The sequence below is a fragment of the Ornithinicoccus sp. genome (genome assembly GCF_057176825.1).
The window spans coordinates 1-14,207 of sequence record NZ_CM169976.1; the positions used below are offsets into that span (position 1 = coordinate 1).

A 14,207-nucleotide genomic window follows, 5' to 3' on the forward strand; every position below is an offset into this window, starting at 1 on the left:
GCGCCGCCGCTGCCCGCCGACCTCGAGGCGGTGCTGCGCCGGCTGCGGCTGCCCCACGTCGCGGGCGCCAGGCCCCCGAGGTGCTGGCCACCGCCAAGGCCCAACGGTGGGACCCGGCCGAGGTCCTGCGCGTGCTGTTCGATGAGGAGGTCCGCGGCCGCGACGAGGCCACCAAGGCCATGCGCCGCAAAGCCGCTGGCCTGCCCGCGGGCAAGACGTTCGCCGTCCTGGCGATGAGCAGGACTCCTCCATCCCGGCACCCGACCCAGTCCGCCGCTGGCGCGCCCTGGAGTGGGTCCACCGCGCGCGAGAACCTCGTGATCAGCGGCCCCTCGGGCACCGGCAAGACGCATTCCTGCTGGAGGCCCTGGCGCAGCAAGGTCATCGACGAGGGCATGCGGGTGTCCTGGTTCACCCTGGAGTCCCTCGGAGCGCTGCTGCGACCGGGAGGGCCGCGGCCGACGGCACCGTCACCAAGGTCCATGGCCCGCGTCACCGCGGGCCGACCTGATCGTCGTCGACGACATCGGCATGCTGCCCGTCGCGGGCCGGCCGCCGCCGAGGGCGCTCTACCGCCTCGTCGACGCCGCCTACGAGACGCCGCTCCCTGGCCGTCAGCTCAGCAACCTCCACCCCGCCGGGTTCGACGACGATCATGCCCAAGACCCTGGCCACCGCCACCGTCGACCGGCTCCTGCACCACGCCCACGTGTGCCAGACCAGCGGCGAGTCCGTGCGCCTGACCCAGGCCCTCGCCGGACAGGGGGTGAGTCCGCTGAGCACCTGAGCCCACCACGACCAGTGGTGGCCACCACCGGGCAGATCCCATGGCCACCACCGGGCAGTCCTGCTGACCGTCACCGGGCAGGTCTCACGACCGCCCCTGGGCAGTTCCTACTGGCCCTTGACACCGGGTCAAGACGGCATCTGGTGCGACGGCGGTGCAGATCGTGCACAAGCGTGGCCGGCAGGTCCTGGGCCTGGAGCATGTCGGCTCTGCCCACGACGAGGTCGAGCTGGCGCTGCTGATTCGCATGGCTCACGAGCAGATCCACTCCGGGCAGGAGCAGTTGCCGCTGGGTGAGGACCGGCCTGGGCGGGCGCCCGGTGGCTGGGCCGGTCGTGACGGCCACGCCCTCGTTACTGCTGTGGGAGTCCCTCGAGCGGGTCTACGCCGACCTGGGCTTCGACGTGGTCAGGGACCGAGGCGTTCAAGCAGCTCGTCCTGGGCCGGATCATCGAGCCGACGTCCAAGGCCGACACCGTCCGGGTGCTGGACCGAGGTGGGCGTGTGGGCGCCCTCGATCTCGACGGTGACGTTCATGCGCTGCCTGTCCCGGGTCATCGAGCGCGACTACCGCGACGCAGATCAGCGCCGCCTGCTACGCCCACGCCGCCCCGACCGGTCGCCTGGCCGCGGTGCTGTACGACCTGACGACGCTGTACTTCGAGACGCCGAAAGGAAGACGGGCTGCGCAAGGTCGGGATGAGCAAGGAACGGCGGGTCGACCCTCAAGTGACCGTCGGGCTGCTGTGCGACCCCGGACGGGTTCCCGCTGGCGGTGCACCTGTTCGAGGGCAACAAGGCCGAGACCAAGACCCTCATCCCGGTGCTGACGGCAGTTCCAGCAGCGCCCACGAGGTCGACGGACATGATCGTGGTCGCCGACGCCGGGATGCTGTCGGCGGCGAACCTGCTGGCCCTGGAGGATGCCGGGTTGTCGCTTCATCGTCGGCTCCAAGGCGGCCAAGACCCCCTACGACCTGGCGCGACCACTTCAAGACCAAGGGCAACGCACTTCGCCGACGGCCAGACCGTGGAGACCACCCGGGCCATGGGCACCGGGCAAGGACCAGCGCGACCCGGCGGGTGGTGTACCAGTACTCCTTCAAACGGTCAAGAACGACGACCGGGCGATCAACGCGATGATCAAGAAGGCCGAGGACGTCGCCGCCGGGCGGCGGCCGCTGAAGCAGCGACCGGTTCGTCAAGATCGACGGCGCCACCAAGGCGCGTGGACTGGGCCCTGGTCGAGCGGGCCCGCTCGACGACCGGCCTGAAGGGCTACGTCACCAACATCCGCACTCGAGCGGATGGACGGGCCCGCGGTCGTGGCCGCCTACCAGGACCTGTACCAGGTCGAACGGTCCTTCCGGATGGCCAAGTCCGACCTGAAAGCCCGCCCGATCTTCCACCGCGCTGCGCGACTCCATCGAGGCCCACCTGACCATCGTCTTCGCCGCCCTAGCGATCTCCCGCGAGGCCGCAGCGCCGCACCGGCGCCTCGATCAAGAAGATCATCAAAACGCTCCGGCCCCTGCGCTCCGCCGTCATTACCACCGGGGAGGCCACCACCACAGCCCCGCCCGCCATCACACCCAGCGCCGCAGAGCTCTTACAGGCGCTCAACCCGGGTGGTCACTAAACGTAGCCAAGTCAGGTCGGAACCCGCCATGTGGCTGTCTGGCCCGGCGACAGTCGATCTGGCACGCACGAGCACTGTGCGCCTGGGTCGCGGGTTCTATCGACCTCGACGAGACCGCCCGTGACAGCCACACAACCGTGGGAGCACTGCCCCTTAAGCGAGTTCAGCACGAACGCTCAAGACCTGGCCGTATCCGAGTCGTGGCCTCTGTTGCGGGCCTGCGATGGACGAAGGCACCCAGAAGGCGCTGTCCGAATAGCCGACTACAAGGCTCACCTCTGGCCTCGCAGTGTCGGGGAACATCTGCGACCCCTCTCCCGAAGCGTCCAGACCGCAGCCTCAACGGCCGCCCGGAAGGTGTCAAGTCGGGTGAGACAGTTTCGGTCAGGTGGTCTGTATGAGGGCCTCCTGTGAGGGTTGGTTGATCCAGGCCGCCTTGGGCAGTTTCGGGGGCTTGGGGTCGGCGGTGGCCGAACCGCTCGGGGTGGGCGGCGTAGGCGGCGTCGAGGGTCTGCTGGCGCTGGGCGCGGACCTGGCCGGCGGTGCCGAAGTGGACGCTGGCGGGGGTGTGCAGCCCGATCCCGGAGTGGCGGTGCTCGTGGTTGTAGTGGTCCCGGAACTCGTCCATGAAGGCCCTGGCGTCGGCTGAGGGAGCCGAACCGATCGGGGAAGACCGGGGCGTATTTCAGGGTCTTGAACCAGGCCTCGGAGTAGGGGTTGTCATTGGAGACCTTCGGCCTTGAGTGCGAGCGGGTGACCTCCAGGTCGGCGAGCAAGGTGGCGACGGACTTCGAGGTCATCGAGGTGCCGCGGTCGGCGTGGACCACCTCGGGGATGCCGTGGATGGCGAACACTTCGCGCATCATCTCTTCGGCCATGGCGGCCCGGACTCTCGGGCGTGCGACGGTGGACGCCGACGAGGTAGCGGGAGTAGATATCGATCATCGACGTACGCGTCGTAGTAGACACCCCGGATGGGGCCTGCGCAGCTTGGTGATGTCCCAGGTACTAGACCTGCCCCGGTGCGGTGGCGACCAGCTCGGGGACCGTTCGGGCCGGGTGTCTGGCCTGCCTGCGGCGCTCTTTGACCAGGGTGTTCTCCCGCAGCACCCGATACATCGTGGAGACCGAGCACAGGTAGATCCCGCGGTCCAGCAGCGTCGGCGAAGATCTGCAGCGGGGTGGCATCGACGAACTCGTCGCTGGTCAGCACCGCCAGCACCTGCGGACCGCTCGGCCTGCGGTGAGCTTGTTCGGCCGGAGCCGGCCGCGGCGTCCGCGCACGGGCGTGGCGGGGCCGGGTTCTTGGCCCGGTAGTGGCTGGCGCGGGAGCGGCCCAGCAGCGCCGCACGCGCGCTGCGGTGCCGACCTGCTCGGCGAGCTCGTCGACGGCCGGGTTGATCACCGCGGCGACCGCGTCGGCTGGCTCCGCGCTCTCGGAGAGCGTCTCCAAGAGCGCGTGTGCTTTTCCCACCAGGTCCAGCGCGGCCCGGGTGCGTGGCCAGCTCGGCCTCGGCCTTCTCCGCCCGGGCCCGCAGCGCCTGCGATCTCCTTGTCGCGCCGGTCCCGGGGCTTGCCGCCCAGCCCGGTCTTGCGCGCCCGCCTGCGGCGGCCTTGCGCCACTCGATGATGTGCGAGCTGTACAGGCCCTCCCGGCGCAGGATCGCGCCACGCTCGCCACGGTCGGCGGCGTCGTACTCGGCCAGGATCGCCGCCTTGAACTCCGCGGTGAACTTCCGCCGCTTGGGCCGGTCAGCACGAGGGGTCACAGACCCCATCATCGGTGCCGACGTCAGCAGTCGTCATCGTCATCTCAAGTAGTGTCCTAATCTCGCCCCGTGCAGTGCGAAGATCAATCAGTGCTGGTGTCTCACCCCATCCTGACGCACAGGGGCCGGCCAAGCCGAGACCCTGCCACCACCTGCAGCCCGTGGACCTTCTGGTCACCTGGTGGCACCACGCATTGAGCCTGCAACACTCGCGAGGGGCGCACCCCTCGTCTCCGACGGTTTGATAGGACAGTTTGGCTTCTGCCCATCCATCCTGCCGGCCTCAGCGGCCCAGGACCAAGGAGCGCACCGAGGACTGACGTGCCGACGGATCCTGAAAAGACTCTCAACGCGCGAAATCCCGGATAGTCTGCAATCGACGTCCCAGAACCACAGAGAGGTATAGGCGTGCACGAAGATGAGAGACGGGACTCGGGCGCCCTCAGACGTGTCCTAGCGCGAGACTTCGTAGCCGACCCGGAGCGCGCCTACTCGCAGTTCGAGCAACTCCAGGCACACGAACACGAAGCTCGCAGAAGGATCCGCGAACTCGAAGCCAGCCAAAGCGCGGTATCAGAAAAGGACAGGCGTCTACGTGAAGCCACTCAGCAGTTGGGAAGTGCTCTGGCCGCATTAGATGCCTACCGAGCCGAGTCAGCCCGGCTTAAGGCAGACTTGAGATGGGTGCGTGGATCACGGTCGTTTCGCATCGGCCGAGCCATCACGAAACCAGCCACACACCTGCGGTCGCTCTCAAGTATCGTTAAGAAGCACTCCACAGCAGACCATTCGCCCTCCCAGGAGAGCGCGTCAACCGCAAGGGAGGGATCAGGCGACCAGTTGCCAGAGAAGCCAGGCACCCGTCCACTCCGCGACCTGTCCCTCGACGAACTTGTCGAGCAATTCGAGCAAGCCCCCACCGCTGACAGGCTCGGGCACGTCCTGTCACGATCCTGGTTTCAGCATGGCATGATTTCGCGACCTGCCCAATTGGTGTTGGACAATGCCGAACTCAGAAACGAACTAGACCCAGCATCTGATCTTCTTGCGCGGAGGATTCTGGGAGCCAACCGTGTTCTGGCCAGTGGATGGTCCGTGAGCGTACCGCCGCGATCCCCTGGCAGCGCCTACCAGCCCGAACGAGGTCGGGTCATGTATTGCGCTCACTCCACACCAGCCTTCAACACGAACGGGTACTCGACCCGCACTGAAGGGGTAGTGCAAGGCCTCCGGGACGCTGGAGTTGATGTCACGGTAGTCGCACGGTCTGGATACCCATGGGACACCAAAGTGGACGCTCCAGCCCCCCCCGAAAAGCGCCATGTCGCGTCAATCGACTCCGTCGACTACGTCCACCTAACTGGACCCGCCCTGTCGAACACGCCGATCGACGAATACATCATGCAGTGCGCAGACGCCTTTGTTCGCGAGGCCCGAATGCAGCGGCCTGCCCTCATACACGCGGCCTCGAACTTTCAAACTGGCCTAGCGGCACTAATCGCTGCCCGAAGAATCGGCGTGCCTTTTGTCTATGAGGTCCGTGGCCTTTGGGAGTACACGGAAGCTTCAAACCGCCCCGGCTGGGAACTCAGCGAACGCTTCCGAATGCAGCTGGAACTCGAAACGCTCGTGGCACAAGAAGCAGACTCCGTGCTGGCCATAACAAGTCAAGTACAACGGGAGCTCGAGCACCGCGGCGTGGCTCACGAAAAGATAAGCCTTGCCCCAAACGCGGTTGACACGAACAAGTTCTTTCCCCGCCCGCGAAACGTTGAGGTCGCTCAAAGATACGGGATTCGGACAGATATCCCTGTCATCGGCTTCGCGGGCAGCCTCGTCCACTACGAAGGCATCGACCTCCTTATCGACTCGGCTGCCATCCTTCGCGACGCGGGCTTGGACTTTCAAGTCGTTCTTGCTGGCTCAGGGCCAGAGGAAAAGGCACTCAGGCAACAGGTGGCCACGCTGGAGCTCGACGACTTCGTCCACTTCATTGGACGCATCCCCTCCAACACAGTCCCGCAACTCTTAAGTCTGTTCGCAATCATGCCGTGCCCTCGAACGTCCGTCGCTGTAACCGAAATGGTAGCGCCCTTGAAGCCGCTCGAATCCCTCAGCAGCGGGAGCGCCGTCGTGTTGTCAGACGTGGAACCCCACCGCGATCTAGCAGCTGAAAACAGCGGAAATCCCCGCGCGGTCCTCTTTCCCGCGGGCGACGCTGCGGCCCTGGCTACCATACTCAGGGCCCTGATCGACGACCACGACCACCGAGCGGACCTCGGACGCAGCGGCCGCCTGTGGTGCCTCGACGGCAGACGCTGGTCACATGTGGCCGCGAGTATCCAAGCAGCACATACACGGGCAGTATCCACTCATCTAAGTCAATCAACCGCATCTACCAGTCGGTCATTGTCCGAGTTGCGAATTGGCTTGATCGCTGACGAATTTACGACAGAATCCCTCCGCCCCACTGCAGAAATTATCCCACTTGATCGCTCAACTTGGAAAGAGCAACTTGTAGGGCTTGACTTGGTATTCGTAGAGTCGGCGTGGAAGGGAAACGGAGGGCAGTGGCATAGGGGAGTTGGCCGTTATTCCCCCGACGAGCATCAAGATCTCTGCCTTCTCCTCCAGGCTGCGCGCGAACTCGGCATCCCCTCGGTGTTCTGGAACAAGGAAGACCCCGTCCACTACGCGCGCTTTGCCGCAACTGCAGCCATGTGCGACCACATATTCACAACGGACACAGACTGCATCCCCCTATACCAGCGCTCCCCCGATAGCCTTGCGCAGTCCGTCTCCACACTGCCATTCTCAGCGCAACCCAAGATCCACAACCCTCTCCCGAGCGCCCGGCCATTCGAGTCAACCGTATCGTACGCCGGCTCCTTCTATGGCCCCCGCTATCAGCAACGATCCGACGAACTCGCGAAACTGTTGAGGACTGCAGGGCCTTTCGGCATCACAATCTACGATCGAGAGGCATCAAGCCCAGATAGCCCATATCGATTCCCCAGCGAATTCGAAGAGGCTGTCAGGGGAGCCCTTCCGTATACTGAGGTGATACATGCCTACAAGAGCCATCTCGCCCATATCAACGTCAACTCAGTTACGACGTCACCATCAATGTTCTCCCGACGGGTGGTCGAGATCGCAGCAAGTGGCGGAGTCGTCCTTTCTGGGGCTGGCCGAGGCATTGAAGAGACGCTTGGCACCGCGGTACCAGTCTCCGCTGACCAAGATCAATGGAGAATGTATCTGCGTCTATGGACATCGGACCAGGATGAGTGGCGTCGCGAATCCTGGCTGCAGATGCGCGCCGTCCTCAGATCTCACACCATTGACACCGCGCTCACCATCGTTGCACGAACCGCTGGAGTCCCAGTAGCAAGCGCGCCACTGCCAACCTACGCCCTCGAAGTGGTGTCGAGCGAACGAACCGTCCTCGACAGGATCGCCCGACAGTCCGTCCTTCCTACCGATATCTACCTTCCAGCAGTCGAGTCAACAGTCGTAGAGGAATTTGAGCGACTAGGTGTCCGTGTCCACGTCGGCCCATATGACCCCGCACAACCGCACGAATTTGCGTTCGTAGGCCGAGTGGCTCGGCCAATCCCGCGCACACACTTCGAGGATCTATTGCTGACCTGCGCCTTCGGAGCCTGGGAGCGCTTGATCCCAACCGACAGCACTGGCGCTCACTACCACGAACCCTTGGCTCAACAGGCTCACCGCACAGATTCTAGTCACGGTCTGGTCAAGGTTAACCGGGTCCGCGAGTACGGCAGCCTTGACCGTGCCCTGACAGCAGAAGGATTGCGCGGGCTTGCAATTCTTATCCCGCCCAGCAACTCACCAAGGCCACTCACCGTAACCCCAGTCCTCCCTACGCGACCGCCCAACTCCCCCCGAGGTAGCCGCATTCTCGTCGCGGGACACGACATGAAGTTCGCCGGGCAGATCACCGAGTGGCTACGGCGGGAGGGTGCACACGTTGAGGTCGATCTTTGGGAGTCGCACACAGAACATGACGAGTCGCGGTCACGCGCACTCCTGGCCCGGGCCGACGCAGTGTTCTGCGAGTGGGCTCTAGGCAACGCCCACTGGTACTCACGGAACATCGCGCCCCACCAGCGCCTCGTCGTGCGAACCCACCTCCAGGAGCTCGATCGCCCGTACCTGAAATCGATCGATCATGCGAACGTGGATGCATATGTGTTTGTTGGCGAGTATGTCCGAGTTGCCGCGATAGAGGGTCATGGAGTTCCTGAATCAAAAACCCACGTCATATTCAACACGGTGGATACTCGTGATCTCGCTCAAGACAAAGTAGCTTCGTCTCAGAAGACTTTGGGCCTGGTGGGGATTGTGCCGTGCCGCAAACGGCTTGACCGCGCCCTCGACGTTCTTGAAGGGCTTCTCGAGCGTGACCCCGCCTACCGCCTGCGGATCCGGAGCAGGAACCCTGAGGACTACCCTTGGATGTTACAACGCCCGAGCGAAATGCACCACTACAGGACCCAGTTCGCGCGAATGGAGCGAATCAACAACAGACACCCCGGAGCTGCGGTGATCGACGCGTACGGGGATGATATGTCCAGCTGGTACAGGAACATTGGCGTCGTCATTTCCGTTAGTGACTATGAGTCCTTTCACCTCACCATCGCTGATGGTGCGGCCTCGGGAGCAATGCCCGCTCTCCTTGCGTGGCCCGGGGCGGACCTGATCTATCCTCGCCAGTGGCTGAGCGCGAACACGGGGGACATGGTTGAGCGGATTCTCTCGGAACGTCCCTCACCCAACGAGTACCAAAAGTTCGCGCGTGACCACTTTTCAACCGAGAAAACTGCACGCGCCTTGGGATCCCTGATCGTTGGGCTCCCATGACTTCAGCTCTGAAACTGGACGAATCCGACTTCCATCGTCTGGAGTCGCTGATCAGGGGCCGCCTACCACGAGGGACCTCTGGCGCCAGCCGACGGCGTGCAGCACGCTTTTTCAGCGAGGGTGTTGTTGAGAGTCCCAGGACTGGCGAATTCCGTATCGGAGACTGGAGTGCCACAGGGACCTTCCCAGATCGATCTGTGGGTCGTCTCGTTCACGGTTTCGTGTATCTGTCAGACTGGCCACAGTTCCTCCTGACGTCGGAAGACCCCGCGCGGCGCGCGGAACAAGTACTCTCTTTGATCAGAGCATGGGAGTCCGCCTTTCCCCCTGAGAAGTGGCCTCAATACTCGATGCCTTACCATGATGAAGCTACCGCACAACGACTAATCAGCTTTCTGGCGCTGCTATCCTTCTTGGAGGAGCATCTGAAACCGCCAGAAGCGAAGTGGATACACGGATTTCTGGATCGCACAGCGGCACTCCTGGGCGCGCCCCAGTTCTATGCGGGTCAGAACAACCACGGCATGCACCAAAACCTGGCTGTCATATACTACGCCGGTCTGGCTCGTTGGCGGGATTCGGAATCGCGCCTTTCGCTTCTTGAGATGGCGCTCGCTAGACTAGACGAGTATCTGAGCTCGGCCTTCACCGCTGAGGGAGTTCATATCGAGAATACGCCCACGTACCACGTGATGGTGTCGCGAGCGGTCCGCGACCACGAGCAGTTGCTACGGACAATCCGTCACCCTCGTGCCGCCTTCTACCAGGCGCTGATGGCCAAGTTGTCGAGGTACGCAGTCCACGCGTTGATGCCAAACGGGGAGTTCCCACCCGTAAGCGACACCCACCATGGCAGGATCAAAGGTACGGCCCTGTCCACCTATGACGACCCAGAGTTCCTTTATGCTGCGACGCGCGGGCGACGCGGACGAAAACCCCGTCAGCGTGTACTAGTGTTGCCCGACTCCGGCTACGCGATATACCGGTCTGCCTGGGGGGACGAGAAGGCGACCTACATCTTCTTTCATGCGGCGTACAACTCCGACTACCACAAGCATGCAGACGAGAACTCGTTCCTACTCCGGAGCGGCGGGCTCGATCTCATAGCTGAGGCAGGCCCGCATGGATACAACTACGAAGATCCGCTCACGCGTTACGGCTACTCGCAGTTCGCACACAACACCCTCATCGTGGACGGGCGAAGCACGCCTCGAGTTGATGGTCGCGCAGACCGAGTGACCCTCACTGCCTCTCATGTGCGCGAGGACGGATTCAGGGTAATTGGCCGGAACGGAAGAATCGAAGGAACCCTACATGAACGCACCTTCGAAGTGGAGGAGTTTCAAGGGATCCCTCGGGTGGATGTGGTGGACGTGATCCAGAGCAAGGATCACCACGAATACGAACTGCTTTGGAACCTGGGCACGGGTGCGCGGGCCATACTCTACCCAGACGGCTTTGAAGTTAGAGCAGGAGGCACTGCACTGTTGGATGCTTGGATAGAGGCAGATGTAGTGTTCACGCTCTCCGTCAGCAGTGGCCAGAAGTCGCCGAACTATCTCGGTTGGAGCTTTCCTAGTTTCGGCAACGCAACCCCGGCTGACGTGGTGCGTGTCGGGTTCTCTGGCTCAGCCGCGCACGTCAGGACTGCTCTTCGGCTGGTCGACACAGAATTCTGTGCGGATAACTAGCGTTAACCGGCGCTTTCGGCCTGCCTGTGGTCGCGATATTCACTCGGGTCGAATGTCGAATAATCCTTTCCATTTACTGGAATATCGAGCAATTCCGGCCACAGTTCGTGAATAAGTGTGAGGTGGATTCGACCAGACGCCCGGTCACGTCGGGGTAGCGAGAGGGCGGCACGGTATATGTTACGACAGTTTATCGGTACACCTGTCTCAAAAGCGACGTCGCTCTCAATGAGGATGTTCTTCAACCAGACACCAACCCTGTATTCCCAGTGATGGAAGTCGAGTGGGTCGTAGCCGTAGTGTGGGACGTCGGCGAAGGAGGAAGCTGCCGACGCCTCCGCGAAAGCGTCACGGACATGCTCGTCCGTCCCCTGCATATTCGTTGCCAAGTGCATGCGATACTCGGCAGATAGGGGCTTGTCGGGTCGCCCCTTTCGTGCCAGGTATGCAGAGATTATCTCGTAGGTGTTCGAGCGGACGTGAATGGTGTCCCTGGGGAAATGCGATCGGTACGCATTCGCGAGAGCCATTGAGTGAGAGGCGTGGCGGTTAAGGAGCATCGCCTTGCGCAGCGCTGAAGGCACCGACGGGTCATCAATTGTTATCATTTCGTGGTTTAGGGAGAATTTTTCAGCCAATTGCAGGGCCGTTAGTGCGTCATGGCGGTTTGCTTGGATAAGCTCTTTGTAGGTTGTCTCGTATGTAAAGTACTGCAGATGGCTGGCATGACTTCTGCCGAGGGCCAGGGTCATGCGGGAGTCGAAGCCTGCCGAAAGCGAGCAGGCGACCGGTTGCCCCCGGGCAACTAGGAGCGAGAATCCGTGGGTCAGATCTCGTTCTAGTCGAGGGTAGATGTCAGCGAACTGTGCCTCCACTCTTCGCATCGTTGGGTAGATCCTAGTGACACGGCGCGACATTAGTTCGACTTCTGTGTTAGGCAGTTGCAGTAGGATCCCCAACCTCGTTGTCTGACGTCCAGGCGCTGTACGCATCTTTGTCTCGGTCTGATACGTCTTGCGGTTAAATGCATTTGCGGGTGCGCCGACGGCCCGCGCAACAAGATTCATGTGGGATCCCGCGACGGGTGGATAGTTTAAGTCGCTATGGAAGACGGCCCGGAGGCCGGCCGCGTCCTGCTGTAAGCGTAGCGACTCGGACCCAACTCGTATTGCGACGAACCTGCCAAAGAGCCCGTCAAGGCGACGCTGGAACTCAGCGTCATGCTGTGCTGATCGTGCCAGCCAATCGGCGATTTCGGTGTCCGAACAGGAGTCTATTTCGGGTGCCACGGCCCAGCCGACTAGGGCTGTTGAGTAATCTTGGTGCGCGACGACGTGTACTGGAAGATCGGGGGAGTGGCTAATAGTCCACTCGCCAATGCCCGTCTCGTTCCAGCCCGATTCTACGCCTCTTTGCGGTTCCCAGGACCGCGGACGTAGAAGCCAGCCGCGTGCAAACCGGAGTTGCTGGAAGTCGTCTTTCTCCTTGCGCGCACTGTGGACGTCGTGGGGGGACTGTGCCTGCCGAGTCATGATTCTGTTCCGCCCACTTCCCTTGTCAGGTGCATCATTCGACTCTGAGGTTTGAGGTTGACATCTAGCGAGTAGTCTCGGATCCACTCTTGCAGCATCGCTTCTTCGTCCTCTCGGTCGGCATCGTCCACGAATATTTCACATCGGCGGGCGAATAGAGGTTGAAGAAGGGGAAGGGCGGGGTACCTAGCATTGGGCCCTGCTCCCTTAGGCGGCCCATCGACGATCAGCAGTTCGATGCCCTGTACATTTTGCAGCGCGGATTGCGCGTACCACTTATACTCTGTTCCAGTTATGCTCATTGACTCGAGTGGCGCCAGTCTTATGTCAGCGAACTCGGTAAGGCCATGTTCGCGAATCATCGCTGTGGTTAGATCAAAGTATTCTTCGTCATGCTCGAGGGAAACAATTCTTCCCTTTTTTTGTCGTCGCAGCGCCTCAGCCACCCAAAGAGTTGATGCGCCACTCCCGCATTCCAAGACCAGGTCCGGTTTGATCCGGTGCAGAGTGGCCAGGATGCGGACCATGCTCTGGGGTTGGAGCGCCCAGCCACCCAGTGCTGGCAGAGGCAGCGTAGTGGCGTATGCCCGGTTCAATTGCATCATGGCCTGTGCCTCATTCACGACGTCGCGCCCCAACCTTGAAAGGCGGCGCGTTGTATCACGTCGCCAATCCTCGGTGGCAGCCATCGCTTCAGAGAACGTATGCAAATCGTCAAGGTCCTCGTCCGGGTCGGTGCCCAGCTTGTCTTGGCGCTCGGTCACCGCATCATCACGCTGCCCCACCGAGGAGAACCCCTCCTCCAGACGCCCCACCAACGCCGCCAAACTCCCATCCACCTGAGCACGCCACTCAGTCACCGCATCATCACGCTGCCCCACCGAGGAGAACCCCTCCTCCAGACGCCCCACCAACGCCGCCAAACTCCCATCCACCTGAGCACGCCACTCAGTCACCGCATCATCACGCTGCCCCACCGAGGAGAACCCCTCCTCCAGACGCCCCACCAACGCCGCCAAACTCCCATCCACCTGAGCACGCCACTCAGTCACCGCATCATCACGCTGCCCCACCGAGGAGAACCCCTCCTCCAGACGCCCCACCAACGCCGCCAAACTCCCATCCACCTGAGCACGCCACTCAGTCACCGCATCATCACGCTGCCCGCCGAGGAACCCCTCCTCCAGACGCCCCACCAACGCCGCCAAACTCCCATCCACCTGAGCACGCCACTAGTCACCGCATCATCACGCTGCCCCACGAGGAGAACCCCTCCTCCAGACGCCCCACCAACGCCGCCAAACTCCCATCCACCTGAGCACGCCACTCAGTCACCGCATCATCACGCTGCCCCACCGAGGAGAACCCCTCCCCCAACGCCCCACCAACGCCGCCAAACTCCCATCCACCTGAGCACGCCACTCAGTCACCGCATCATCACGCTGCCCCACCGAGGAGAACCCCTCCTCCAGACGCCCCACCAACGCCGCCAAACTCCCATCCGTTCTGATCAACCACTCTGCAATGGTGCGCTGCCGCTGGTCAATCCCCCCGAGCCCACTCTCGAGTTCCGTACGCAGCCTTCGGGACTCTAGAGCGAGGGCCCCGAGTTGCCGATGTTGATCGGCCATCGCATCGAGCCGAAACACGAGTTGGGTCCCCCACGCCGCCAAAGCTCGGCGCTGGCCCTCGAGTTCACCCAAACCCGCGTCGAGAGATTCCCGCAGTTGGCGAATCTCCATGGCCAGGAGACCCAGTTGCCTCAGACGTGGCGCCATACGGTCGAACCGCCGCTCCACCTCTGTCGAGACGTCTTCGTGCCGGCTCGCTAATGCAGTCAACTCTCCCCGAACAGCATCCAGCCTCTGCCTTGCCTCGCTATTCTCTTCCCGCAACTTCGCA

7 protein-coding genes and 1 pseudogene are annotated in these 14,207 nt (G+C 62.5%); 4 read left to right on the forward strand and 4 right to left on the reverse strand.

Annotated elements, in window-relative coordinates:
• Positions 1 to 655 precede the first annotated feature (655 nt).
• On the forward strand, positions 656 to 787 hold the full coding sequence (locus tag AC1QRC_RS00005; RefSeq protein WP_484204860.1) for an ATP-binding protein: 132 nt from the start codon (positions 656 to 658) through the stop codon (positions 785 to 787).
• A 408-nt stretch (positions 788 to 1,195) separates the two neighbouring features.
• Here AC1QRC_RS00005 and AC1QRC_RS00010 read toward each other — a convergent pair whose 3' ends face one another.
• Positions 1,196 to 1,345 (reverse strand): hypothetical protein, encoded by a 150-nt coding sequence (locus tag AC1QRC_RS00010; protein ID WP_484204861.1) that lies wholly within the window; start codon positions 1,343 to 1,345, stop codon positions 1,196 to 1,198.
• A gap of 211 nt (positions 1,346 to 1,556) precedes the next feature.
• Here AC1QRC_RS00010 and AC1QRC_RS00015 point away from each other — a divergent pair, with 211 nt between their 5' ends.
• Positions 1,557 to 2,228 carry a hypothetical protein gene (locus AC1QRC_RS00015; RefSeq protein WP_484206700.1) on the forward strand — a complete coding sequence of 224 codons (672 nt, stop codon included), beginning with the start codon at positions 1,557 to 1,559 and terminating at the stop codon, positions 2,226 to 2,228.
• A gap of 582 nt (positions 2,229 to 2,810) precedes the next feature.
• On the opposite strand, the pseudogene AC1QRC_RS00020 reads toward AC1QRC_RS00015, so the two are convergent.
• A pseudogene (locus AC1QRC_RS00020) lies at positions 2,811 to 4,207 on the reverse strand (DDE-type integrase/transposase/recombinase).
• A 1,140-nt stretch (positions 4,208 to 5,347) separates the two neighbouring features.
• On the opposite strand from AC1QRC_RS00020, the gene AC1QRC_RS00025 reads away from it, so the two are divergent.
• Together AC1QRC_RS00025 and AC1QRC_RS00030 are read left to right on the forward strand one after the other, a co-directional pair.
• Entirely contained in the window at positions 5,348 to 9,082 is a 3,735-nt protein-coding gene (locus tag AC1QRC_RS00025; RefSeq protein WP_484204862.1) for a glycosyltransferase, read from the forward strand.
• Positions 9,083 to 9,495: 413 nt separating this feature from the next.
• Positions 9,496 to 10,773: a heparinase II/III domain-containing protein gene (locus tag AC1QRC_RS00030; RefSeq protein ID WP_484204863.1), complete on the forward strand. Its 1,278-nt coding sequence runs from the start codon at positions 9,496 to 9,498 to the stop codon at positions 10,771 to 10,773.
• Positions 10,774 to 10,775: 2 nt separating this feature from the next.
• Here AC1QRC_RS00030 and AC1QRC_RS00035 read toward each other — a convergent pair whose 3' ends face one another.
• Together AC1QRC_RS00035 and AC1QRC_RS00040 are read right to left on the reverse strand one after the other, a co-directional pair.
• A complete protein-coding gene (locus tag AC1QRC_RS00035) occupies positions 10,776 to 11,648 on the reverse strand; it encodes an asparagine synthase-related protein (RefSeq protein ID WP_484204864.1) in 873 nt (290 codons plus the stop codon).
• A 653-nt stretch (positions 11,649 to 12,301) separates the two neighbouring features.
• Positions 12,302 to 13,525 carry a class I SAM-dependent methyltransferase gene (locus tag AC1QRC_RS00040; RefSeq protein WP_484204865.1) on the reverse strand — a complete coding sequence of 408 codons (1,224 nt, stop codon included), beginning with the start codon at positions 13,523 to 13,525 and terminating at the stop codon, positions 12,302 to 12,304.
• Between the last annotated feature and the right edge of the window lie 682 nt (positions 13,526 to 14,207).